At 69.3% G+C, this 22,713-nt stretch carries 21 protein-coding genes; 9 read left to right on the top strand and 12 right to left on the bottom strand.

The window, feature by feature from the left end; genetic code table 11:
* Nucleotides 1–219: 219 nt before the first annotated feature.
* Nucleotides 220–384 carry a hypothetical protein gene (locus QLQ12_RS23745; RefSeq protein ID WP_282762589.1) on the top strand — a complete coding sequence of 55 codons (165 nt, stop codon included), beginning with the start codon at nucleotides 220–222 and terminating at the stop codon, nucleotides 382–384.
* Nucleotides 385–690: 306 nt separating this feature from the next.
* Here the strand turns inward: QLQ12_RS23745 and QLQ12_RS23740 are convergent, their stop codons facing one another.
* Nucleotides 691–981: a PLD nuclease N-terminal domain-containing protein gene (locus QLQ12_RS23740; protein WP_282762587.1), complete on the bottom strand. Its 291-nt coding sequence runs from the start codon at nucleotides 979–981 to the stop codon at nucleotides 691–693.
* 248 nt (nucleotides 982–1,229) lie between these two features.
* Entirely contained in the window at nucleotides 1,230–2,009 is a 780-nt protein-coding gene (locus QLQ12_RS23735) for an SGNH/GDSL hydrolase family protein (protein ID WP_282762585.1), read from the bottom strand.
* A gap of 230 nt (nucleotides 2,010–2,239) precedes the next feature.
* Here QLQ12_RS23735 and QLQ12_RS23730 point away from each other — a divergent pair, with 230 nt between their 5' ends.
* Nucleotides 2,240–2,614, top strand: coding sequence for a hypothetical protein (locus QLQ12_RS23730; protein ID WP_282762583.1), 375 nt, complete (start codon nucleotides 2,240–2,242; stop codon nucleotides 2,612–2,614).
* Nucleotides 2,615–3,085: 471 nt separating this feature from the next.
* On the opposite strand, the gene QLQ12_RS23725 is transcribed toward QLQ12_RS23730, so the two are convergent.
* A complete protein-coding gene (locus QLQ12_RS23725) occupies nucleotides 3,086–4,105 on the bottom strand; it encodes a LacI family DNA-binding transcriptional regulator (protein ID WP_282762581.1) in 1,020 nt (339 codons plus the stop codon).
* Between the two features lie 133 nt (nucleotides 4,106–4,238).
* On the opposite strand from QLQ12_RS23725, the gene QLQ12_RS23720 reads away from it, so the two are divergent.
* The 5 genes from QLQ12_RS23720 to QLQ12_RS23700 are packed head-to-tail and all read left to right on the top strand — an operon-like array spanning nucleotide 4,239 to nucleotide 11,334.
* Nucleotides 4,239–6,224 carry a beta-galactosidase gene (locus QLQ12_RS23720; RefSeq protein WP_282762579.1) on the top strand — a complete coding sequence of 662 codons (1,986 nt, stop codon included), beginning with the start codon at nucleotides 4,239–4,241 and terminating at the stop codon, nucleotides 6,222–6,224.
* Nucleotides 6,221–7,087 (top strand): carbohydrate ABC transporter permease, encoded by an 867-nt coding sequence (locus QLQ12_RS23715; protein WP_282762577.1) that lies wholly within the window; start codon nucleotides 6,221–6,223, stop codon nucleotides 7,085–7,087. Before QLQ12_RS23720 ends, QLQ12_RS23715 begins: the two co-directional genes overlap by 4 nt.
* Nucleotides 7,084–7,911: a carbohydrate ABC transporter permease gene (locus QLQ12_RS23710; protein WP_282762575.1), complete on the top strand. Its 828-nt coding sequence runs from the start codon at nucleotides 7,084–7,086 to the stop codon at nucleotides 7,909–7,911. The genes QLQ12_RS23715 and QLQ12_RS23710 overlap by 4 nt, the downstream gene beginning before the upstream one ends.
* 28 nt (nucleotides 7,912–7,939) lie before the next feature.
* Nucleotides 7,940–9,268: an ABC transporter substrate-binding protein gene (locus QLQ12_RS23705; RefSeq protein ID WP_282762573.1), complete on the top strand. Its 1,329-nt coding sequence runs from the start codon at nucleotides 7,940–7,942 to the stop codon at nucleotides 9,266–9,268.
* Entirely contained in the window at nucleotides 9,265–11,334 is a 2,070-nt protein-coding gene (locus tag QLQ12_RS23700) for an alpha-galactosidase (protein ID WP_282762571.1), read from the top strand. The genes QLQ12_RS23705 and QLQ12_RS23700 overlap by 4 nt, the downstream gene beginning before the upstream one ends.
* Before the next feature lie 58 nt (nucleotides 11,335–11,392).
* Here the strand turns inward: QLQ12_RS23700 and QLQ12_RS23695 are convergent, their stop codons facing one another.
* The 3 genes from QLQ12_RS23695 to QLQ12_RS23685 are packed head-to-tail and all read right to left on the bottom strand — an operon-like array spanning nucleotide 11,393 to nucleotide 14,637.
* Nucleotides 11,393–12,172, bottom strand: a complete 780-nt coding sequence (locus QLQ12_RS23695) for a ferredoxin reductase (RefSeq protein ID WP_282762569.1) — start codon at nucleotides 12,170–12,172, stop codon at nucleotides 11,393–11,395.
* Nucleotide 12,173: 1 nt separating this feature from the next.
* On the bottom strand, nucleotides 12,174–12,773 hold the full coding sequence (locus tag QLQ12_RS23690) for a sulfite oxidase-like oxidoreductase (RefSeq protein ID WP_282762567.1): 600 nt from the start codon (nucleotides 12,771–12,773) through the stop codon (nucleotides 12,174–12,176).
* A gap of 37 nt (nucleotides 12,774–12,810) precedes the next feature.
* Nucleotides 12,811–14,637, bottom strand: coding sequence for a S8 family serine peptidase (locus tag QLQ12_RS23685; protein ID WP_282762565.1), 1,827 nt, complete (start codon nucleotides 14,635–14,637; stop codon nucleotides 12,811–12,813).
* Nucleotides 14,638–14,758: 121 nt separating this feature from the next.
* On the opposite strand from QLQ12_RS23685, the gene QLQ12_RS23680 reads away from it, so the two are divergent.
* Nucleotides 14,759–15,193, top strand: a complete 435-nt coding sequence (locus tag QLQ12_RS23680; protein ID WP_282762563.1) for a nitroreductase family deazaflavin-dependent oxidoreductase — start codon at nucleotides 14,759–14,761, stop codon at nucleotides 15,191–15,193.
* A 33-nt stretch (nucleotides 15,194–15,226) separates the two neighbouring features.
* Here the strand turns inward: QLQ12_RS23680 and QLQ12_RS23675 are convergent, their stop codons facing one another.
* The 5 genes from QLQ12_RS23675 to QLQ12_RS23655 form a co-directional block, all read right to left on the bottom strand.
* A complete protein-coding gene (locus QLQ12_RS23675; RefSeq protein ID WP_282762561.1) occupies nucleotides 15,227–16,417 on the bottom strand; it encodes an adenylosuccinate synthetase in 1,191 nt (396 codons plus the stop codon).
* On the bottom strand, nucleotides 16,414–17,373 hold the full coding sequence (locus tag QLQ12_RS23670; RefSeq protein ID WP_282762559.1) for a hypothetical protein: 960 nt from the start codon (nucleotides 17,371–17,373) through the stop codon (nucleotides 16,414–16,416). Before QLQ12_RS23670 ends, QLQ12_RS23675 begins: the two co-directional genes overlap by 4 nt.
* Nucleotides 17,374–17,382: 9 nt before the next feature.
* Nucleotides 17,383–18,435, bottom strand: coding sequence for a serine/threonine-protein kinase (locus QLQ12_RS23665; protein ID WP_282762557.1), 1,053 nt, complete (start codon nucleotides 18,433–18,435; stop codon nucleotides 17,383–17,385).
* The gene (locus QLQ12_RS23660; RefSeq protein ID WP_282762556.1) at nucleotides 18,432–19,223 is read right to left on the bottom strand and encodes an NUDIX hydrolase; all 792 of its coding nucleotides are present in this window, start codon (nucleotides 19,221–19,223) and stop codon (nucleotides 18,432–18,434) included. The genes QLQ12_RS23665 and QLQ12_RS23660 overlap by 4 nt, the downstream gene beginning before the upstream one ends.
* A gap of 267 nt (nucleotides 19,224–19,490) precedes the next feature.
* Entirely contained in the window at nucleotides 19,491–19,781 is a 291-nt protein-coding gene (locus tag QLQ12_RS23655) for a DUF1540 domain-containing protein (protein ID WP_282762554.1), read from the bottom strand.
* Between the two features lie 377 nt (nucleotides 19,782–20,158).
* Here QLQ12_RS23655 and QLQ12_RS23650 point away from each other — a divergent pair, with 377 nt between their 5' ends.
* Entirely contained in the window at nucleotides 20,159–22,048 is a 1,890-nt protein-coding gene (locus tag QLQ12_RS23650) for a hypothetical protein (protein WP_282762552.1), read from the top strand.
* Between the two features lie 114 nt (nucleotides 22,049–22,162).
* On the opposite strand, the gene QLQ12_RS23645 is transcribed toward QLQ12_RS23650, so the two are convergent.
* Nucleotides 22,163–22,606 carry a hypothetical protein gene (locus tag QLQ12_RS23645; RefSeq protein ID WP_282762550.1) on the bottom strand — a complete coding sequence of 148 codons (444 nt, stop codon included), beginning with the start codon at nucleotides 22,604–22,606 and terminating at the stop codon, nucleotides 22,163–22,165.
* Nucleotides 22,607–22,713 lie beyond the last annotated feature (107 nt).

The following is a 22,713-nucleotide window of genomic DNA, read 5'->3' as shown; positions in this document are numbered from 1 at the left end:
GCACGAGGTCTCCGGAAGGTCTTCGGTTTGCTTGGTCGCTAACCGATCTACCGGAGACCTCAACCTTTATCGATCACCGCCACGCCGCACTACCTCACAACGCCAGCCGTTACGAAACACGGCCTAGCCGCGTGCTGAAGACATGCCCCGGAATCGCCGGGCATGCGCCTCGGTCGCGCGTCTCCACCGCTCGCCGTCATCCGGCCGCATCGCCGAGGCGTGTTCGCGTCGCGTGGTCAGGCGGTGGCGCATGGCTGGGGTGTGTTCGCGTCGCGTGGTCAGGCGGTGGCGCATGGCTGGGGTGTGTTCGCGTCGCGTGGTCAGGCGGTGGCGCATGGCTGGGGTATGTTCGCGTCGCGTGGTCAGGCGGTGGCGCATCGCTGAGACGTTTCCGCGACGCCGGCCAGACGACGGCTGGGCCACTCCACAAGTCCAGCCATCCCTCGAAGCACGCCTTAGCGGCACCACACATACCGTTCGTCGACACCCGCAACGGGTGTACCCCACACCCACAACGGGTGTCGAAATTCCGGATGACACCATGGCCGCACGGACCCGTCCGCGAGTGCGTCGGCCCGTCCGCGAGTGCGTCGGCCCGTCTATGAGCGTGCCGGCCCGTGCGTGTGTGCGCGGCCTGTCGGTGATTGCGCCGGGTGAGTCGGTCGGCGCTTGCGTCCCCGGGGCTGCCGGTCAGCGGTTGCGGATCGAGTCGGCGAGCATGCGCACGAACTCGGGGTCGTCCTCCGGGCCGACAGGCCGCCCGGCCGGCGTGGCGAGAGCCTGCGCCGGCGCGCCGGGAACGATCCGCCCGGCACGGAACCACGCGACTGCTCCGAAGATGGGGCAGAGCAGGATGAGCACGGCCCACGCGCCGCGCGGGAACGAACGGAGCCTCGACCGCTCAGTGAGCATGCAGTCGATCAGAGCCACCACGCTGAGCGCGACGATGATGAGGAAGAGCAGCGTGTTCAGTCCGGCCATGGGGAGGAATTCTGGCCCCCGTGGGCGGCGGTACCGGTCCGCCCACGGTGCCGTTGGGTTGCCTCGAACTGGGACGGTCGTTGCGGCCCGCCGCAACGACCGTCCAGCAGAGGCGACCGCTTAGCCGTGCTGTCCAGCAGAGGCGACCGCTTAGCCGTGCTGTCCAGCAGAGGCGACCGCTTAGCCGTGCTGTCCAGCAGAGGCGACCGCTTAGCCGAGCCGCCCAGTCGGGCGGCTCGGCGGGGCCGTTAGCCGGTCGCGCTGGTCAGGGCGGGCAGGTAGCCGTTGGTGTAGCCGCTGCTGTTCGGGTGGTAGGAGTTCTGCGGTGGCACGATCGTCAACCCGTTGAGGTAGGGCCGGGACGAGCACACCCCGTGACCGGTGAACTCGTCGCGCACCTCGGAGTAGACGAACCCGGCTGCCTCCGCGCGCTGTTTGATCATGGCGTCGAGGGCTTGGGCTCCGCTGTTGAGGGCCCGGCGTTTGGTGATGCTCATTTCGCAGATCAACGACGAAGTGTCGAAGATCAGCGGGTACGACAGCACCACCACCCGGGCGCCCGGCGTCTTCGCCCGAATAGCGGCGTAGGTGGCGTCGAGTTTGCCGGGGAGGGTGTCGGCTACGTACGCCTTCCCTTGGTTGACCTTGGTGGTGCAGGCGGAGTCGCTTGAGGTCAGGCAGGTGACGATGGTCGGCGCGAAGCCGGCGTCGTTGCCGCCGATGGTGATGCTGACCAGGTCGGCGCCGGCCCGGATGGCGGGCACCTGGTCGTCGCGGACGTCGTCGGTGGTGGCCCCGCCGCAGGCGAGGAACTGGAAGGACGCGGGGTTGTTCCGGGCCGCCCACTGCGCCGCGTAACTGTTGTTGCTGCGCAGGCAGAGACCGGTCTGGCCGGGCGCGCCCACGCCCGAGGAGTAGGAGTCGCCGAGGGCGACATAGTCGATGCTCGCCGCCTGGGCGGGGCTGGCGAGGGCGAGACTCAGGGTGGACGTGGTGACGAGACAGGCGAGGACGGTAGCCCTACTCATCGATGGCCTCCGATGCTCCACGGGGGGATCCGGGGACCGAAGCGCTTCGGTTACCGCACAGTAAGCCCGGCTGCCGCGAAAAGGAATCCGGTGAAATTCCTGTTACGAAGGAGTAACATGCATCGATGTGACCTGGGGCTATCACCCAAGGTCATGTTACGTTTTCTGACCGTTTCCCCCATCGATCGGATCTTCAGCGTGCACTCAGGCGCGCGAGCTAGCGTTTGATCATGGAAGAGAGCCGGGCCCGCCGATTGGTCGGGCGTCTGCGGGCGCGCGAGGTGTTCGCCCATCTGAAACTTCCGAGCGCCGGTCGCTCCGGCTATGCCGTCCGCGTCGTGCTGCCCGACGGCCGCGAGGCGTTCTGGGGCGACGACGGTAGCGCCGCCCTCAAGGCGCAGGTGATGCGCGACGGTGTCCTGGTCGGCTTCGTCGACTCCATACCGGGCTCCGAGGACTTCACCGACGACCAGGCCGTCGAAGCCATCGCGACCGCCGACTACGACCGCCCGGTCGGCCGCTCCGCGCCGCCGGCCGTGCAGCGCCGTGTCCCGCCGCCTCCGCCCGCGAGCCTCACCCAGCGTCTCCGGGGCCTCCGAGGCTGACCACGAGCCGCCGAAGGTTTCGAGAGCCGGCACCGCTGTCGAGCGTTGGCACCGCTATCGAGTGTCGGTACCTCTGTCGCGGGGCGGCGCGGCTGTCGCGGGGCGGCGCGGCTGTGTGGGGCGGCGCGGCTGTGTGGGGCGGCGCGGCTGTGTGGGGCGGCGCGGCTGTGTGGGGCGGCGCGGCTGTGTGGGGCGGCGCGGCTGTGTGGGGCGGCGCGGCTGTGTGGGGCGGCGCGGCTGTGTGGGGCGGCGCGGCTGTGTGGGGCGGCGCGGCTGTGTGGGGCGGCGCGGCTGTGTGGGGCGGCGCGGCTGTGTGGGCGTCGATTTTCGCGAGCTGGCGCCGCTTCCGGGAACCGGCGTCGCTTCCGGGAACCGGTATCGCTTTGGCGTGCCGGCGTTGCTTTTCCGGAGCGGGCGCCGCTCACGGAAACCGGCGACGACCCCCGGGGCGGGGTCTGGGCCGCGGCGGGCTCAGGCGGAGTCGCGGAGGATCAGCGGGGTGGACAGGAGTTGGCCGACGGGGTCGAGATGCTCGCCGCGCAGTTGGCGCAGGACGACCTGTGCGGCGCACGAGCCGAGTTCCTTGGCGGGCTGGTGGACGGTGGTGAGCTGCGGCTGGCAGCGGACCGCCCAGGTGCTGTCGTCGAAGCCGACCACGCCGACGTCGCCGGGGACGCTGCGCCCGGCCTCGCGCAGTGTTTCCAGGGCGCCGGCGGCGATCGCGTCCGAGGCGGCGAAGACGCCGTCGATGGCCGGCTCGCGCTCGAGCAGGTCGCGCATGCCTTTGACGCCGGACCCGTAGTCGTAGTGCGGCACGTCGGCGACCAGATCTTCGTCGAAGACGGAGCCCAGCGCGGCGCGGAAGCCGGCCAGCCGGTCGATGCCGGAGTCGCGGTCGAGGGCGGCGGCGATCATGCCGATCCGGCGGCGGCCGGTGCTGAGCAGGTGCTCGGTGATGGCGCGTGCCGAGCCGACATTGTCTATTCCCACGAAGGGGATGTTCTGGTCGAGGTCGGGTGGGTGCCCGATGAACGCGGCGGGCAGCGCGAGGTCGCTGATCACCCGAATGATCGGGTCCTTGGTGCGAGCCGAGACGACGATGGCGCCGTCGACGAAGCCGCCGCTGAGGTAGCGGGCGACGCGCTCGGTGTCGCGGGCCGACTCGACGACCAGGCTGACCATCTGGTGGTCGGCCAGGGAGAGGGCGGCGTTGGCGCCTAGCATGATCGAGCCGATGTTGGGGTCGTCGAGGAAGAGCGAGTGCGGCTCGTGCGCGACGAAGGCGACCGCCTGTGACCTGCGCATCTTCAGGGCTCGTGCCGCGTTGTTCGGTACGTAGCCAAGATCGCTCATCGCCGCCTCGATGGCGGCACGTGCCTCGGTGGAGACGTATCCGCCGTTCAGAACGCGGCTCACGGTGCCACGGGACATGCCGGCCGCGGCCGCGATGTCGTGCACCGTGGGGCGTTTCTGAGGCTGGGGCCGGGACATGAGGTCAAGACTAGCCGCGGGCTATTGACCTCTTCGCAGGCCAGTCCTACTGTGTGCACGTTCACACATCCGTAACCGCCGTTGGGTATCACGGAAATGTGTGCACGTGCACACATCCTTGACCAGGAGTTCTATGAAAACCGTGCGCATGCCGGTCCCGGGCGTCAGTCTGGGCTGCGACTACAACCCTGAACAGTGGTCGCCGGATGTCTGGCGCGAGGACGCCGCGCTGATGCGGAAGGCCGGGGTGGACCTGGTGGCCGTCAACATCTTCGGCTGGTCCAACCTGGAGCCCAGCCCGGGCGAGTACCGGTTCGACGACCTCGACGAGGTCATCGAGCTGCTGCACGCCCACGGGATCCGGGTCAACCTCGGCACCGGAACCGCCTCCCCGCCGCCGTGGCTCACTACCCTCTACCCGGCGGTGCTGCCGGCCGCCGCCGACGGCACGGTCCGGTTCGCGGGTGGCCGGCAGGCCTGGTGCCCGAGCTCGGCGGTGTTCCGGGACCGGGCACTCGACCTGGTCGGGCGGGTCGCCCGCCGCTACGGCAACCACCCGGCGCTCGCGCTCTGGCATGTCTCCAACGAGCTGGGCTGCCACAACGCGCTCTGCTACTGCGAGAGCAGCGCGGAGGCGTTCCGGAACTGGCTGCGCAGCCGGTACCGCAAGATCGAGACGCTGAACGAGGCGTGGGGCACCTCCTTCTGGAGCCAGCGTTACGGCGACTGGTCCGAGATCCAGGTGCCGCGCCTCGCGCTCTCGTTGCGCAACCCGGCCCAGCTCGTCGACTTCCAGCGGTTCAGCTCCGACGAGCTGCTCGGCTACTACCGCGCGGAAGCGGAGATCCTGCGCAAGCACTCCGCCGCCCCGGTCACCACGAACTTCATGGTCACCGCGCACATCCGGAACCTGGACTACTGGTCCTGGGCGCCGGAGATGGACGTGATCGCCAACGACCACTACCTGGACCACCGCCTCGGCGACCCGGTCGCGGAGCTGTCGTTCGCCGCCGATCTCACCCGCGGCCTGGCCGGCGGCCGCCCGTGGATGCTGATGGAGCAGGCGGCCGGCGCGGTCAACTGGCAGCCGCACAACCTGACCAAGGCGCCCGGCGAGATGATCCGCAACTCGCTGACCCATGTGGCCCGGGGCGCCGACTCGGTCTGCTTCTTCCAGTGGCGGGCCTCCGCCCAGGGCGCCGAGAAGTTCCACTCCGCGCTGCTTCCGCACGCCGGCACGGACACCGTCGCCTGGCGTGAGGTGCTCAAGCTGTCGCAGACCCTGGACCGGATCGGCGAGGTGGCCGGCACCGAGGTCGAGGCCGACGTGGCTCTGCTTTTCAGCTGGGAGTCGTGGTGGTCGGCCGAGGGCGAGGCCCGGCCGTCGCAGGCGGTCGGTTACCTCGACCAGGTGCACGCGAGCCACCGGGCGCTGCGTGAGCTGGGCGTGACCACCGACGTGATCGCTCCGGGCGCCGACCTGAGCGGCTACAAGCTGGTCGTGGTGCCGTGCCTCCACATGGTGTCGGACACCGACGCGCAGGCGATCGCCGATTACGTGGCCGACGGCGGGCACGTGCTGGTCACCTTCTTCAGCGGGATCGTGGACGAGCGGGACCGGGTGCGGCTCGGCGGCTACCCGGGCGCGTTCCGGGAGGTGCTCGGAGTGCTGGCGGAGGAGTTCGCGCCACTGCTGCCGGGCGTCGAGGTCGAGCTGAGCAACGGCGCCACCGGAACGCTGTGGACCGAGCGGCTCCGCACCACCACGGCCTCCGAGGTCGCGACCTTCACCACCGGCCCGATGGCGGGGATTCCGGCGATCACCCGCAACCGGCACGGCAGCGGCACCGCCTGGTACGTCGCTACGAATACGGATCTGTCCAGCCTGCTCCACGAGGTCACGACCACGGCCGGCCTCACGCCCCGCACGTCGAACACGAACCTCGAGGTGGTCCGGCGCTCGGGAGACGGCCGCGGCTACCTGTTCGTCCTCAACCACGGAACCGACCCCGTCGAGATCCCCGCGCACGGGCACGACCTGGTCACCGACCGGCCGGTGAACGGCCGGATCCGGGTCGAGGGCGGCGGCGTCGCGGTCGTCCGGGAGGAGGCCCCGTGAAAGCCGACAAGAAGGCGCTTCTCTTCTTCGTCGCGCCGTTCGGCCTGCTGTTCGCGGCCTTCTACATGGCGCCGATCGGGTACGCGATCAAGCAGTCCCTCTACAAGGTCGAGCGCCAGGGCACCTTCGGCAAGGCCCAGGAGGTCTTCGGCGGCCTGGCCCAGTACGAGCGTGTCTTCTCCGACGGCCCGTTCTGGGAGTCGATCGGCCGGGTGCTGCTGTTCGGTGTCGTACAGGTGCCGGTGATGTTGGGTCTGGCTCTGATTTTGGCCCTGCTGCTGGACTCGGGTCTGGTGAAGGGGCGGCGGTTCTTCCGGCTGGCGTTCTTCGTGCCGTACGCGATCCCCGGTGTGGTCGCCGCCATCATGTGGGGTTTCCTCTACTCGCCGAACCTGTCGCCGTTCACCGCGGTGACCAGCGCCGTCGACCTGCTCGACGCCGACCTGGTGCTGTGGTCCATGGCGAACGTCGTGACCTGGGTCTACGTCGGTTACAACATGCTGATCATCTACTCCTCGCTGCTGGCGATCCCGCAGGAGGTGTACGAGGCCGCCAAGATCGACGGCGCCGGGGCGATCCGTACCGCCTGGTCCATCAAGATCCCGCTGGTGATGCCGGCGATCGTGCTGACCACCGTGTTCTCGATCATCGGCACGTTGCAGTTGCTGGCCGAGCCGCAGGTGTTCCGCACCTTCAGCTCCGCGGTCTCCAGCACCTACACGCCGAACCTGACCGTGTACTCCACCTCGTCCATCCCCAACTTCAACCTGGCCGCGGCGTTCTCGGTGGTGCTGGCGCTGGCCACGTGCGCGCTCTCCTTCGCGTTCCTTCGACTGACCCAGCGACGGGGAGGCGACCAGTGAAAAACCGCATTCTGCCCATGCTGATCATGGGAATGGGAACGCTGTACTTCCTGGTGCCGATCTGGTGGCTGGTGGTGGCCGCGTCCAAGAGCCGTACCCAGTTCTCCGGCACCGCTCCGCTGTGGTTCGCCGACTTCTCCCTGGGCGACAACCTGAGCGAGCTGTTCGCCTACCGCGACGGCGTGTTTCTGCGCTGGATGCTGAACAGTCTCGTCTACACCGGCGGCGCCGCGCTGCTCGGCACGCTGCTGGCCGCGATGTGCGGGTACGCCCTGGCCAAGTACCGTTTCCCCGGCCGGGAGGCGATCTTCAACATCGTCCTCAGCGGAGTCCTTGTGCCGGCCACCGCACTCGCTCTGCCGTTGTTCCTGATCTTCAGCCAGTTCGAGGCGACGAACACCTTCTGGTCGGTCTTCCTGCCCAGCGTGGTCAACCCGTTCGGCGTCTACCTGGCCCGGATCTACGCCACCGCGAGCGTCCCGGACGAGCTGCTCGAAGCCGCCCGCCTCGACGGCTCCGGCGAGGTGCGCACCTTCTTCCAGGTCTCCAGCAAGCTGATGTTCCCGGCCCTGGTGACGATCTTCCTGTTCCATTTCGTCGCGGTGTGGAACAACTTCCTGCTCCCGCTGATCATGCTCGGCGAGGAACGGCTCTTCCCGGTCACGCTGGGCCTGTACTCCTGGAACACCCAGGTCAACCAGCTTCCCGAGCTGCGGATGCTGGTGCTCACCGGCGCTCTCGTCTCCATCGTTCCGCTGGTGGTCGCCTTCCTGCTTCTGCAGCGCTTCTGGCGCAACGGCCTCGGCTCCGGCGCCATCAAGTAACCCCCTTCAAAGAAGATTGAGGATCACCATGCGTCCACCCATGCGATCGCTCGGCGTCGTCCTGGCCTCGGCACTCGCGCTGACCGCCTGCTCGTCCGGCGGTGACAAGGACGAGACCGCGACATCGGCGGCGGCCTGCGCCCCGTCGTCCGGTCCGGTCACGCTGAACTTCACCTCCTGGATCCCCGGCATCGAGACCGTGGTGAAGTCCTGGAACGACAAGAACCCGAACATCCAGGTCAAGGTGCAGACCGGCCCGAACGGCAACGGTGGCACCTACCAGAACTTCTTCAACCAGCTCAAGGCGGGCAACGCTCCCGACCTAGGCCAGATCGAGTACGACGCGCTGCCCAGCTTCCGCGTCCAGGACGGCCTGGAGAACCTGGCCGCCTGCACCGAGGTGACCGCCGCCAAGGACCAGTTCGTCGACTGGACCTGGAACCAGGTCACCTTCGGTGAGCAGAACTCGGTCTTCGGCGTGCCGCAGGACGCCGGCCCCATGGCGCTCTTCTACCGCAAGGATCTGTTCGAGAAGAACAACATCCCAGTGCCGACCACCTGGGAGGAGTACGCCGCGGCCGCGGAGAAGGTGAGGGCCGCCGGCGGCTACATCACCAACTTCTCGCAGAGCGACATCAACCAGTTCGCCGGTCTCGCCTGGCAGGCCGGTGGCCGCTGGTTCGCCAACGACGGCAACAAGTGGACGGTGAACTTCTCCGACGCGGGCACCACCAAGGTCGCGACCTACTGGCAGGACCTGATCGCCAAGAAGCACGTCTCCACCGTGCCGCCGTGGACCACCGAGTGGGACAACGCCTACAACACCGACCAGGCCTGGACCTGGGTCTCCGCGGTGTGGGGCGCCAACTCCATCGCGTCCGGCGCGCCGGCCACCTCGGGCAAGTGGGCGGTCGCCCCGATGCCGCAGTGGACCCCGGGCGGCGCCGTCGCCGGTAACTGGGGCGGTTCGTCGACCGCCGTCTTCAAGGGCTCGAAGCACCCGTACGAGGCGGCCAAGTTCGCACTCTGGCTGAACACCTCCGAGGAGGCGCTGACCCTGCTCAACAAGGAGGCCAACCTCTACCCGGCGACCAAGGCCGGTGCGAAGCTCCCCGCGCTGAGCGAGGGAGTCGCGTTCTACGGCGGCCAGAAGATCTACGATGTCTTCGCGACCGCCTCCACCCAGGTCGCCGCCGACTTCGTCTGGGGACCGACGATGACCAGCACCTACGCCTCCGCGTCGGACGGCTTCAAGGCCGCCGTCTCGGGCACCGGCACCCTGGCCGACGCGCTCAAGACCGCGCAGACCGCGACCGTCACCAACCTGAAGTCGCAGTCCATCCCGGTCGCCGAGTGACCGTGTTCCACCTGCGCGCCGCGGGCACCAGCCTTGTGCTGGACGCCCGCGGCGCCGCCGCGGTCATCCTGCACTGGGGCCCGGACCTCGGCGACGCCGACGTGGAGGCGCTGGCCGACGCGTCGGTTCCGGCGGTGCCACCGAGCTCGATCGACACACCGCTGCGACTGTCGCTTCTGCCATCCCTCTCCGAGGGATGGAGCGGGCGTCCGGCACTCGCGGCCGACGGCCGGTTCCGGCTGGTCGGCGCGCACTCTCAAGACGATTCCATGGTCGTACGCTCCACGAGCCCCGACGCCACGCAAGAGGTCTTCACCCAGCTCGCACTGTCACCGGAAGGCGTCCTGAGGGTCCGGCACCGCCTGGAGAACCGTGGCGCCGCCGACGTGCTCGTGCCCGGCCTGGACGTCCTGCTGCCCCTGCCGCCCGAGGCGTCCGAACTGCTCGACTTCACCGGACTGTGGTCGCACGAGCGGCAGCCGCAGCGCGCCCCGCTGCGGCACGGCGTCTGGAGCCGGGAGAGCCGGCACGGCCGCCCCGGCCACGACGACGCGTTCCTGATGATGGCCGGCGAGCCCGGTTTCAGTTTTCGGAAAGGCCGGGTCTGGGCCACCCACCTGGCCTGGAGCGGCGACAAGCGGATCTGGGCGGAACGCTCGGCCCTCGGCTACGGAGTCCTCGGCGCGGGCGAGTTGCTCGCACCCGGCGAGATCCGGCTCGCGCCGGGGGAGTCGTACGAGACGCCCTGGCTGGTCGCGGTCTTCTCGGACACCGGCATCGACGGCCTCTCCGACCGGCTGCACCCGTGGATCCGCTCGCGCTCGACGGTGAGACTGCCGCGCCCGGTCGTCCTCAACACCTGGGAAGCCGTCTACTTCAACCACGATCTGGACGTCCTCAGCGAGCTGGTCACCGCCGCCGCCGAGGTGGGTGTCGAGCGTTTCGTCCTGGACGACGGCTGGTTCACCGGCCGCCGCGACGACAAGCGGGCCCTCGGCGACTGGACCGTCGACTCCGAGGTCTGGCCGGACGGCCTGCACCCGCTGATCTCCCGCGTGCACGAGGCCGGAATGGATTTCGGCCTCTGGGTCGAACCCGAGATGATCAGCCCCTCCTCCAGGCTGGCGGACGCTCACCCCTCCTGGATCCTCGGCGCCCCCGCCGATCCGGCCGGTTCCGGGCCGACCTGGCGCTGGCAACGGGTCCTCGACCTGGGCGATCCGGCGGCCTACGCCTACGTCCGCGACCGGCTGACCGACCTGCTCACCGAATATCCCATCGCGTTCCTCAAGTGGGATCACAACCGCGACCTGCTCACCCCCGGCACCGCGCACCGGCAGACCCGGGCCCTCTACCGGCTGCTCGCCGAACTGCGGGCGGCGTTCCCGCACGTGGAGATCGAGAGCTGCGCCTCCGGCGGGGCCCGGATCGACCTCGGCATCCTCGACCTGGTGGACCGGTTCTGGACGTCGGACACCAACGACCCGCTCGACCGGCAGTCGATCCAGCGCTGGACCGGTGTCCTGGTCCCGCCCGAATACCTCGGCGGGCACCTGGGCGCCGGCGCCGCGCATGTCACCGGCCGCACCTCGGCCCTCGGGTTCCGCCTGGCCACGGCACTGTTCGGCAGCGCCGGCATCGAGTGGAGCCTGACCGCGGCGGCACCGCCGGAACGTGCCGCCATCGCCGACTGGATCGCCGAGCACCAGCGGCTCCGGCCGCTGCTGCACTCCGGCACGGTGGTCCGCGCCGACTCCGCCGACCCGGCGCACCTGCTGCACGGGGTGGTCGCCCAGGACCGTACCCACGCGGTGTTCGCCCTGGTCGCTCTCGGCTCCCCGGCCGCCGCCCTGCCGCCGCCGATCCGATTCCCGGGTCTGGACCCCGACCGCCTCTACACGGTCCGCCCGATCGGTGTCCCGCCGCGCGTGGTGCAGGACGCCCCGCCCGCCTGGCTGGCCGCCGGCGCGGTCACCCTGTCCGGTCGTGTCCTGGCGCAGGTGGGCCTGCCCGCCCCGCTGCTCACCCCCGAACAGGCCCTGCTGCTCGAAATCACCACCGGCTAGCTGCCAGCCCCCAGCGCTGTATCGGGTGGACCGTCACCGCGCTGGGGGCCGGACGGGGTCAGGCGCCGCCGAAGCGTTCGGTGCGGATGAGTTTCGGGTCGTGGCCGAGAGCGACCAGGATGTCGGCGGCCGTCTCGACGAACGTGTTCGGGCCGCAGACGAAGCAGTCCGGCGCGAAGTCGGCCGGCCACCCGTAGCTGTTGATCGTCGCCACGTCGATGCGTTTCGGGGGAACGGGCCAGCCCTCCGGCGTCTCTCGGGTGTAGACGAAACGCACGTCCAGGCCCGGATCCGAAACGGCCCGCCGGCGCAGCTCGTCGGCGTAGAGGGCGTCCGCCGGCGTCCGCACCGAATAGATCAGCCGGAACGGCTGGCGGCCACCGGCGAGCCCACGCGCCCGGATCATCGCCATCAGCGGCACCATCCCGGACCCGCCGGCCACCAGCACCACCGGCGCGGTCGCTTCGGGACGCCAGACGAACCAGCCGCCGATCGGCCCGCGCACCTCGATCTGGTCACCGGCTTCGACCACATCCGTCAGGTACGGCGACACCTCACCGTCTTCGAGACGCTGCACCGAGATCTCGACCGTCCCACGATCGGAGGCCGTTTCGTCATCGGAGGCCGTTCGGGCGGCGGCGGGGGACCAGGCGGAGGCGATCGAATAGCTGCGCTGGGCCTGGTAGCCGTCCTCGGCGGTGAGCCGGATGTCGACATGCTGACCGGCGAGGTGACCAGGCCAGTCCGGAATGTCCAGGACCAGGGTGCGCGCCGTCGGCGTCTCCCAGCGGGCCTCCGTGACGGTCGCGGCCCGCCAGATCACTTTACGGTTCTTCACCTCAGTCGCCGTGATACCGCTGCTCGCGCCACGGGTCGCCGTACATGTGGTAGCCACCGGCCTCCCAGAAGCCGGGCTCGTCCTCGTGCATCATCCGCAGCCCGTCCACCCACTTCGCCGACTTCCAGAAGTAGAGGTGCGGGATCAGCAGCCGGGCCGGGCCGCCGTGCTCGGGGTGCAGTGGCTCGCCGTCGTACTCATAGGCGATCCAGGCCCGCCCGTCGAGCAGATCTTCCAGCGGGATGTTGGTGGTGTAGCCGCCGTAGCTGTGCGCCATCACGTAGTCGCCGGCGATCTCCACGTCTTCGAAGAGCGTGTCGAGGGAGACGCCTTTCCAGCCGGTGCCGAGCTTGGACCACTTGGTCACGCAGTGGATGTCGACCGTGATCTCCTCGGCCGGCAGGGCGGTGAACTCCGCCCAGTTCCACGTGTGCTTCTCGCCGGTCTCGGTGATGATCGAGAACTGCCAGCGGTCGAGGGGGATCTTGGGCGTCGGGCCGGCGGACAGGACCGGGAAGTCGTGTGCCAGATACTGGCCGGGCGGCAGGTCGGGCGACGGCTCGCGCCGCCGCCCGCCGAAACCCCGGGAGATGATGCTCATGGGGTACGAGTAAACCTCACGAGCATCCCCTCGGACGTCAGGCCTTGACCGTGCCGCTGGTCACGCCCTCGATCGTCGTCGTCGAGGCCAGCACCACCCGGTAGGAGCCGCTGCGGACCAGGCCGGTGATCTTGCGGTTGCCGGTGGCGGTGTAGGTCCTCGCGGTCGTCCACTTGCCCTTGACCAGGCGCTGCAGGGTCATCTTCTGTCCGGCGGCTCCGGTGACCTTGACGGTGATCGCGCCCTTGCCCGTCCTCGTGGCCTTGACCACGGCCTGAACCGTGTAGGAGGTCTCGGCCGACACCTCGTCCATGGTGTCCGACCCGGGGACGGTCAACCGCACGTCGAACGCGCCGGTCGCGGTGTGCCTCAACGCGTACTCGCCGTCGTCGCCGGTCGTCCCGGACTCGCAGTCCCAGTCTCCGCCGCCGACCGAGACGCACGCCTCGACCTCCTGCCCGGCGAGCGGTTCCTCGCCGTCGGTGATCGTGAAGGGGGTGCTGGTCCTCGTTCCGTACGCGACATGGCGTTCGGAGTAGCCGACGGCGATCTCCGGAAGCACCCGCTCCTCGCCACCGTCATCGTCACCGCCGTCGCCGTCGCCGTCGCCGTCGCCGTCGCCGTCGCCGTCACCGTCACCGCCGTCGCCGTCACCGCCGTCGCCGTCACCGCCGTCACCGGCCAGGAAGTCGATCGCGGCGGCCGCGTCGATCCGCCCGTTGCCGTAGTCGGCGTCGAAACCGGCCCTGCCGAGGTCCACGGACGAGCTCTCCAGCGCCTCCTCGATGCCGTCCGGGGTGATGTCCGGCTGGTACGCCGCCAGCAGCGCGGCCACCGCGGCGACGTGCGGCGCCGCCATCGACGTGCCGTTCAGGGCGGCGTAGCCGTCGCCGTCCTCGGTCAGATCGGCCGGATAGGTGCTCACGACGCCGCTGCCGGGCGCGGCCACGTCCACGTAGTCGCCCCGGTTGGAGTACCCGGCGACCCGGTCGGACTCGTCGGTCGCGGCGACCGCGATGACCCCGTCGTAGGCGGCCGGGTAGCTGGTCGGGCTGCCCTCCTCCCGCTCGTTGCCGGCCGCCGCGACGATGGTGACGCCGTTGTCGCGGGCGTACTCGACGGCCGCCTCCTCAGCGGCGGTGGGCGTGCTCGCACCGAGCGACATGTTGATGATCTGGGCTCCGTTGTCGACCGCCCACACGATGCCTTCCGCGGTGTCCGAGCTGTACCCGGTGCCGTCGGCGTCGAGCACCTTGACCGGCAGGACCTTCGCGTCCGGGGCGATGCCCGCGATGCCCTCGTCGTTGCCGGCGAGCGCGGCGACGGTGCCGGCCACGTGGGTGCCGTGCCCGTTGCCGTCGGAGTCGCCGCCCTCGACGTCGTCGATCGCGTCGTACCCGATGAGGACGTTGCCGTCGAGGTCGGGGTGGGTGCCGTCCACGCCGGTGTCGATCACCGCGACCACCACGCCGTCGCCGGTGCTCTGCTGCCAGGCGTCCGGCACGCTGATCTTGTCGAGGTCCCACTGGTACTCGCGGTACGTGTCGTCGCCGGACGGCGCCTCGAGGGCGTGCATCGGGCGGTCGATCTCGACGCCGACGGTGCCGGCGGCCTTCCGGGCGGAGGTGATGATCCGGGCGGCGCCGGTCCGGTCGGTGGCCTCACGGACCCGGAAGACGGGGCGGCCGGTGGCGTCCAGGCTGGTCGTCACGATGCGGACCGGGCTCTGCGCCGAGATCGCGGCGGGGAGGGCGACGCCGTACGAGACCGGGCTGAACGCCTGGCTCCCGGTGGGCAGCGCGAAGGCGCCGAGGGCGGCGGCGGTGACCGCCGCGATTCCACGCCCGAGAAGGTTCCGCCGCATGTGTTTCCACCCCTTCGATGGGGCCGACCATCCGTGGCCGGCCCGTGTCGATAAAGGTGGCGATCAAGGAGTGCGTTCCAGGCTCGGGCGGGGTGCGGTTCGGGTGCGTAGGATCGGATTCATGCCGTTGACGGGTGAGTACGCCCCCAGCACTTCGGACTGGGCGCGCAAGCAGGCAGAGAAATACGAGGCCACCGGCGGTGCCGAGGCCAACGAGATCATGGGAAAGCCGATCATCGTGATGACGAGCATCGGCGCGAAGAGCGGGTTGCTGCGCAAGACCCCGTTGATGCGGGTCGAGCACGGCGGTGAGTACGCGGTCGTCGGTTCGCTCGGCGGCGCCCCGAACAACCCGGTCTGGGTCTACAACCTGCGGAAGAACCCGCGGGTCGAGCTCCAGGACGGCGACGTCAAGCGGGACTACATCGCCCGGGAACTCTCCGGCGAGGAGCGCGAGGTGTGGTGGGACCGGGCGGCCGCCGCCTTCCCGCAGTACATCGAGTACACGAAGAAGACCGACCGTCTCATCCCGGTCTTCCTCCTGAGCCCGGCCTGATCCGCTAGGGAGGGTGCGGGATTCGCACCCTCCCTAGCGGAGCTTCTTGTCCGAGGAGAGCGGGCCGTGTGACTCCAGGAGCACCGGCGCGCCCAGGAAGGTGGAGATCGCGGCGGACCAGTCGTCGGGGCGGTACGACGCCGCGGGGCGGGCCTCCCGCAACCGCGCGCCGAGCCGTTCCTGATGGGCCAGATCGCGCGGCGGGCCCGGATCGATCCGCTCCCAGATCTCCCCGCCGACGTCATAGGCCGTGCAGATCCGCAGGCCCGGGCAGCGGTCCGGGACGTCCAGGTGGGTGACCGCCAGGGCGTCGACACCGCCGGCCACCTCGACGGCGTACCGGTGGGCTACCGCGTCGAAGTGCCCCGTCCGGAACGCGCCCTGCCACGGGTCCCGGCCGTTGTGCGCCTCCGGGAGATCGAGCAACGGGTCCTCGGTGACGAACGGGCCGGCGCCGTGCCTGGTGGTGTAGGTGCGGACCACCCCGAGCCGCTGGAAGTCGGCACACATCGCGGTGACGTTGTCGAACGTCGTGGTGGACCAGGTCGTGTACGGGTGCCAGCCGCGCCACTCGTCGAGCAGCACACCCTGAGCGCCCTCGAACACGCACGGCCCCTGCGCCAGGAGCCGCTCCGTGTGGGAGGAGCCGACGATCCGCACCGCCTCGCCGAAGGCGGTGAACGCGTCGACCACATCGTCCAGCGGGACGTCGCGGTCGCCGTAGAACGAGCGGACCGCCGCGAGCCGGCGCCGTAGCCGCGCGGGGGAGCGCACGTCACTCGCCCGGGGAGCGTCGGCGTGCTCGAGCGCGTACGACATCGTCTCTCCGACGCCCATGCCGCACGAACCGTGCCGTGCGGACCCGCGCTCCGTCTCGCGGCGCCGGTTCGCGGCGCGATGCCACGGAGTGGCGAGAAGGGCATCACCGTCCACCGTGAGCAGGTGAAACGGGTTCCCCAGCGCGGCCGCCTCGCCCGCCAGAGCGAGCGGGTCGACCACCATGAACCGGGTGAGGTGGGTCGGCACGCCGCGCAGCGTGCCCGACCCGAACTGGGCGAACGTGTGGTGCCGCCCGGCTTCGGTCACCACGTTGTGCGCGGCCTGGGCGCCTCCGTTGAAACGCAGGACAGCCCGGGGCTCCCGCGAAGCGCAGAGGAAGTCGACCACCGTGCCCTTGCCTGCGTCGCCGTAACCGAGGTCGACGACCGCCACATGCTCGTTCACAACCGCTGGTTTCCGCCCGGACCTCCGGCGATCTCGAACGCGCCGCCGCGGACCACGGAGGTCCGCTGCAACGGCGCCAGCGCCCGCCCGACCGAGCCACCGGCCCGCGAACCCACGTCCGTCAGATCGGAGATGCCCTCGTCCAGGTCGATCGCGTCCTCGCCGAGCCCGACCGTCAGCGCGATCGTCTCGCAGACCGCGTCCAGGTCGTCGAGCTCCAGGACGTTCTGACCGAGCAGCTTGCGCCAGCGGCCCAGGATCTCCCGGTCGCCGCTGTGGTGCGCCGCCGTCGGCAGGATGTAGTAGACGTCGTACTTGCGCTTGAGCTCGGTCAGGATGTCCTCGGTCGCGATCGGCTCGCTCAGGTCGTCGCCGATGACGGCCTTCACCTCGCGCGGCTTCACCCGGGGGTAGGGCAGCTCGTCGCCGATGATGAACAGGTAACCGCGCCGCCCCCGGTTCACCATCGAGTCCAGCAGCGTGTGCCGGGCCATGAAATAGAGCGCCAGCTCGTACGACTCGTGTTTCTGGCCTCCGCCGCCGCCCTCCAGGACGACCTTCGCCAGCACGTCGTCCATCCGGTTGTCCGACTCGAACTGCCCGACCTGCAGCGGCGCCCGGTCACAGGTGGCGTCGCCGATCGCCCCGAACATGATCTGCGGGTCGACCGCGTAGTTCTTCCGGGTCAGCAGGCCCAGGAGCTGCGGCAGCTTGGTCTGCAGCACCCGCGGCACGTTGCCCATCGAGCCGGTCACGTCGAACAGCACCGCGATCGGCGTGCTGAACGGGTGCTCGTCGCTGTCGCGGCTCTCCCGCATGAAGACCCCGGCCGGGTCCAGGTCCGGGTGAACCGTGCGGGCGCCACCGTCGCTGTACGCGAACGCGCTCGACCCGCTCGCCGCCCGGTAGTTGGCGGCCGCCGTGTAGACGTCGGTGGACCAGTGTCCGCTTCCCATGTTGTCCTCCTACGGAACGAACGGCCGGAACTTACGGGGGCCGTAGAGCTGGTGGATGAGGTCGTCGAACTCGCCCAGCAGTGCCCAGGCGTCCTGCGGCCGCATCCGCGGCGCGTCATAGGTGCAGCCGGCGGCGAACCGCCGCAGCGAAGCCGGGATCCGCGGCCCGATCAGCCGCGTCATCAGCCTCGTCGCCATGTAGATGTCGGTGGCGGGACCAGCGCTCCGGTCGTGCAGCACCTCCGGCGGGTAGAAGTCTCTCCTCGCCTTCACTATCGCCGCCGGTCGATGTCCCGCATAGCTTCCGTCGGGTTGTTGCCGTCCCAGCCCCGCGTAGCACCAGTCGACGAGGACCAGACCGTGCTCCTGCGGATGGATCAGCACGTGCTCCGGCAGGACAGCGCCGTGCACGACTCCGGCCCGGTGCGCCCAGCCGAGCGCGGTCAGCAGACGCCGCCACATCCAGGCCACGTCCCGGGGATCCAGGTCCCGGTCGATCTCGGCCAGACTGATCATGCCGTGCTGGCGCTCCAGGACGTTGACCCGGCGACGCCGACGCCGGTCGTCCTCGTGGACGAAGGTCTCGATCAGGCGCGGCGCATAGGGCCGGAACCTCGGGTCGCCGTCGAGCCACAGCCGGCGCAGCGCCTTCGCCTCGGCCTCCATCAGGTCGTTGTCGGCCGGCTGCCGTGGGACCTTGATCAGCGCGGACCCGTCGGCGAACAGCTCGGCGAGATCCCCTTTCGCGAAGACCCGGCCCATCCGGTACGCGCGCCGGCGTCCCTGAACGACCGGCTCGGCTCGCGCCTCACCCCTCGCGCCGCCCGCGGCCTCGCCCGTCGCGGCGGTTCCCGCCTCGCTGCGGGCCTTGTACAAGGCGGAGAGCTTCGCGAAGGCGTCCGTCGCGGTCGCCCGCCGCGCCGCGCTCACGGCATCCGGGTGGACCGCTTTGGCCCATTTCCGGTACGCCGGACCGCCGGCTGCTCCTCCCGCAAGATCTTGGAAGTCGTGGGCCGCGAAGATCCGGCCGACCGCTTCCTCGAACGTGATCGTGGTGGTCATCTCACCCGGTCCTCCCTGGTCGGCCGGAGCAGTGCCGGGTGCAGCAGCCGGGCGTCGCCGGCCCGGTACAGCTTCGGTTTCGGCCCGCCCCGCTCACCGCCCCGCGCGGTCGTCTCCCCGGTGCTCTCCACGAACCCCGGAACCGACAGCACCTTCCGGTGAAAGTTGCCGGCGTGCAGTTCCTCGCCCCACACCGCGGTGTAGACCTGCCGCAGCTCACCGATGGTGAACTCCGGCCCGGTGAACGCGGTGGCGAGAGGGGTGTACTCCAGCTTCGCCCGGGCCCGCTCCAGCCCGTCGGCCAGCACCTGGTCGTGGTCGAACGCCAGATCCTTCGCCTCGTCGACCGGCACCCAGTAGGCCCGTGCCGCGTCGCTGCCGGCCGTCGGCTCGGGCAGGCTCGGCGCGAACGCGAGGTAGGCGACCGAGACGACCCGCATCCGGGGGTCGCGGCCCGGGTCGCCGTAGGTGCCGAGCTGCTCCAGATGCACCCGGTCGAGCTCGCTGCCCGCCTCGTGCCCGCCGGCCGTGTCTTCTTCGGCACTGCTGCCGCCGGGCGTCAGGCCGGTCTCCTCGGCCAGTTCCCGCAGCGCCGCCTGGTCGAGCGTCTCCTCCCGGACGAACCCGCCGGGAAGCGCCCGCCGCCCGGCGAAGGGCTGCGCCCCGCGCTCGACCAGCAGAACGCAGAGCCGGCCGTCGCGGATGGTCAGCGCCACCACGTCCACGGTCACCGCGACCGCCGGGTACTTCCGGGGGTCGTACCCCTCGAGGAAGCTCGCCTCATCCATCCGTCAAGTCCTTCTCTGTGCGAGTTTTTCTCACTCCGAGTATTACTCGATCTGAGAGCAACCTAGCGCCCACGGGTGCCGCCGTCAAGGGCCGGGCGGCGGAAGATCGCTGGGGTGCGCCAACGACAAGATCGGCATCAAGGTGCTCGGGACCCTCCGGAGCGCATCCGCGACACCGGAATGCCCGAGTGGCCTCTTCGGCTGATCATTGGCGACGCGAAACCGCCGCCCTGCTTTCGCGGGGCGGCGGTCTCGATGCGGAATCGGTCAGGCGTGCTGGTAGGTGAGGCAGTCCGCCTTGTCGGCGGAGGCGCCCACGGTGATGGCCGGAGCCTGACACTCCAGCTCCTTGTTGTACTTGCAGTCGGCCCGTTTGCAGGCGCCCACCTGGGCGGTCGCGATGCCCATCCCACCCGAGAGCCCGGCGCCGGCGAACGTGTCGCAGGCCGAGTTGCTCTCACTGATGGTGATGGCGAACGCGGTGCACCCGTCGTGGTTGTAGCCACAGTCCGTGACCGTGCAGGTCTGGACGCGGGGCATGTTCATCATCTGAGTCACGACGGTTCTCCTTCGGTCAGCGGCTAAGTCTGTCCGCTATTAACGTAGCCATTTCCCGGGGGTACCGCATCTTATCCGCATGATATTTCTGTGGCATAAGAATTGTTAGGCAAGGCTTCCTTTTATCAATTTAGGCAAGCCAAACCTGAGAAAATTTCCGGCGGTGCCGGTCGGCCCTCGGCCGGAGGCGAGCGCTCAGGAGGCCGCAGCGTAGTCGCAGGAGCGTCTTTCGTCTGACATATGAGGATGTTTCTGACTTTACCCTGCCGAACTACCCGTAATCGTTACGCTTCCCGCGAGATGGCCCGTCGTCTTCGAAGCGTGCGGGCCCGCCTATCCCAGAGACGTGGTTCTTGGAACCCGTAGGAGGACCTCGCATGCGCAAGTCCCGTAACAAAACCGGCTACCGGCCGCTCCGCGCCGGTGTCGCCGTGGCGGCGACGGCCGCCGTGGTGGTGGCCGGACTCTCGACACCGGCCTACGCGGCAGACGTACCAACCACGGTCAACGTGAAGCAGTTCCCCACTCAGGGCGGCATTCCGGTAACGGTCACTGCAACCGATGCCAACAACTTCTACGCCACGTCAAAGACGGGTTCGGGCTTCACCGGCCGACTCGTTGGAGGCTCCAGCCCGTCGTGCGGTAGCGCGGCGGCAACCCCGGGCGCCAACGTGAAAGACGTCGGAACCATCACCCGGATCGATGACGATTCGGCCAGTTTCGTGTCGCCGGCCCTCACCGGAGGAACGGGTCCCTGGATCTTCTGTGGCTACAACAACACCGTCGACGTGGCGGTCTCGACGCCTGCCCTTATCGGGACCCCCTTCGCGAGGATGAGTGCCATCACGGGTTCCACCGCGGGTGGTGACACCCTGACGCTCACCGCGCCGGAGGACACTTTCACAGGCACCTCATATGCTGCCGAGTTCAACAACGCGGCTACCGGTTGTCCGGCGACCTATGCCACTCCGGCTACCACCACCATCATCGCGACTACGGCGACCAAGGTCACAGGGACCACGAACCAAGTCAACGTACGGGTCCCCACGACCATCACCGCGCATACGGCATATTTCGTCTGCGTCTACAACGGGACGCTGGTGGGCAGCACACTGGTCGCTCGGGGTGACACTCCCTACAGCGGCTACGTCACCACGACCACCGCCACCGTGACCGCCTTGCCGACCGCGACGCTGACCCCGGCAAGCGGCACGACCGGAGGCCTCAACGCGATCACGCTCGCTGTGCCGGCCGGGACCATCGACACCGTCACTGACACTCCGAAGGTTCTCTTCACGCGCAGCGCTTGCGGGGCCCTGTATCCCTCCGTCGCGCCGAACACCCTGGCGGAGCCGTATCTTGGTGCCACCACGATGATCTCGAGCAGCAAGGTGGCGGTCACCGTGCCTGCCCGAGTTCTGACCAATGGCACCGACGCGACTACGCAGTGGAACGCCTGCCTCTACAAGAGCGACAACATCTCCACGGGTGCCCTGCTGGCGCGTCCGGCCACCTACACTGTCGCCCCGACCTTGGCTGCGGGGAGTGCGGTTGTTAATGCCAACTCTGGGCCTGCCCAGGGCGGAACCAAGGTCCTGGTCAACGGGTTGGGTGCCGGCAGCCTCCAGGGCATCCCGACGGGTGTCCCCGCCGGTGATGCGGTCACCGCGACACTCGGCGGCGTCCCGCTCACCGATATTCAGGTGCAGAGCTCGACCAGCTTCACCGGCGTCACGAGCAGGCGCGCGCCAGGCGTCGTCGACCTCGTCGTGACGACCGCCGCCGGCTCAGCGACCAAGGCGAGTGCCTTCACCTACAGATACGGGATCAGCGTGACCCCGAACACCGCGAAGGCCGGAACCACGCCGGTATTGGACATCACCGGCGCCGGATTCAAAGCCATCACCACGTGGGCGAACGTGGCGGATGATACGGCCGCTACCGGTAATGGTTACGTGCTTCTCGCTAATAACGCTTACGCTTCCCAGGACTGGGGCACGGTTACCGGCGCATTTAAAGACAACACGGGAGAGCCGACTGCCGCATGCAACAACGTTCTTCCTATCGGAGACACGGAGATCATTTGCACTCTGGATCTGAACACGACGATTGATGTCGACGTTACCGATAAAACCCAAACCACGGGCTCAAGTCCCACGCCGGCAGGCACTTATAGCATCGTGGTCCTGAATAAGGGGACCACTATTGCCGCTAGCGACGTTTCGATCATCTCCAGCGGTGCTACCTTCACGGTTGCCCCGTTCTAGTAGCTAGAATCGTCGCGGGTGGTGCGTCCCGCCTGATCCGGACGATGAATGACCCGAGGCCCTGACGGCCTCGGGTCATTCGGCTATCCGGCCTCGAAAGCCGGCGAAGCATCGTCATCCCATGGCGCGCCACTTCTTCTCGAGGGCGCGAACGGCCTTCTCACGGGAGGGGTTGCCTCCCGGGTCGACCACGATCGCGACCACGCTCTTCTTCGGGGTGGTCCGCCAGCACATCAAGAGGTTGGGCCGCTTCCTGGGGGCTGGATTGGTGGAGAACTTGAAGGTCTGCGAACAGGGGACGTTCCGGTATTTCGTCACCCCACCCGCGACGCCCGCGAGTTCCTGCTGACCGGTCAGATCCGAGCGGGCGGTCAACAGGCGAAGGATTCCGCCCTCCTTCAGGGAGCCCTTGGTCGTTCTCTGGAAATCCGCATCGGGAGGGATGGCCTTCTGCGGCAGTGCGGGCATCCTCTTGACGCCGTCCTCCGCCATCTTTCGGCGGGCCTCTTTGATGCCCTCCACCACCTTCTCCGGAAGCGGGGAGCCCGAGGCGTCCACGGTGGGGACCGCCGAGGGCGATCCGGGCGTGGGCGCCCCCCCCCCCCCCCCCCCGGGGGGGGGGGGGGGGGGGGGGGGGGGGGGGGGCCCCACCCCCCCCCCCACGC

Origin of the sequence: Actinoplanes sandaracinus (genome assembly GCF_030009775.1) — a bacterium.
In the GTDB taxonomy this organism is placed as follows: Bacteria; Actinomycetota; Actinomycetes; order Mycobacteriales; family Micromonosporaceae; genus Actinoplanes; species Actinoplanes sandaracinus.
The sequence above is the reverse complement of the archived record's forward strand: the minus strand, read 5'-3'. Positions and strand labels throughout refer to the sequence as shown.

Coding starts and splice junctions, on each gene's coding strand:
- QLQ12_RS23740 (WP_282762587.1), bottom strand. CDS start 981: ATGGCCGGACTGAACACGCTGCTCTTCCTCATCATCGTCGCGCTCAGC.
- QLQ12_RS23735 (WP_282762585.1), bottom strand. CDS start 2,009: ATGAGTAGGGCTACCGTCCTCGCCTGTCTCGTCACCACGTCCACCCTG.
- QLQ12_RS23730 (WP_282762583.1), top strand. CDS start 2,240: ATGGAAGAGAGCCGGGCCCGCCGATTGGTCGGGCGTCTGCGGGCGCGC.
- QLQ12_RS23725 (WP_282762581.1), bottom strand. CDS start 4,105: ATGTCCCGGCCCCAGCCTCAGAAACGCCCCACGGTGCACGACATCGCG.
- QLQ12_RS23720 (WP_282762579.1), top strand. CDS start 4,239: ATGAAAACCGTGCGCATGCCGGTCCCGGGCGTCAGTCTGGGCTGCGAC.
- QLQ12_RS23705 (WP_282762573.1), top strand. CDS start 7,940: ATGCGTCCACCCATGCGATCGCTCGGCGTCGTCCTGGCCTCGGCACTC.
- QLQ12_RS23690 (WP_282762567.1), bottom strand. CDS start 12,773: ATGAGCATCATCTCCCGGGGTTTCGGCGGGCGGCGGCGCGAGCCGTCG.
- QLQ12_RS23685 (WP_282762565.1), bottom strand. CDS start 14,637: ATGCGGCGGAACCTTCTCGGGCGTGGAATCGCGGCGGTCACCGCCGCC.
- QLQ12_RS23680 (WP_282762563.1), top strand. CDS start 14,759: ATGCCGTTGACGGGTGAGTACGCCCCCAGCACTTCGGACTGGGCGCGC.
- QLQ12_RS23670 (WP_282762559.1), bottom strand. CDS start 17,373: ATGGGAAGCGGACACTGGTCCACCGACGTCTACACGGCGGCCGCCAAC.
- QLQ12_RS23665 (WP_282762557.1), bottom strand. CDS start 18,435: ATGACCACCACGATCACGTTCGAGGAAGCGGTCGGCCGGATCTTCGCG.
- QLQ12_RS23660 (WP_282762556.1), bottom strand. CDS start 19,223: ATGGATGAGGCGAGCTTCCTCGAGGGGTACGACCCCCGGAAGTACCCG.
- QLQ12_RS23650 (WP_282762552.1), top strand. CDS start 20,159: ATGCGCAAGTCCCGTAACAAAACCGGCTACCGGCCGCTCCGCGCCGGT.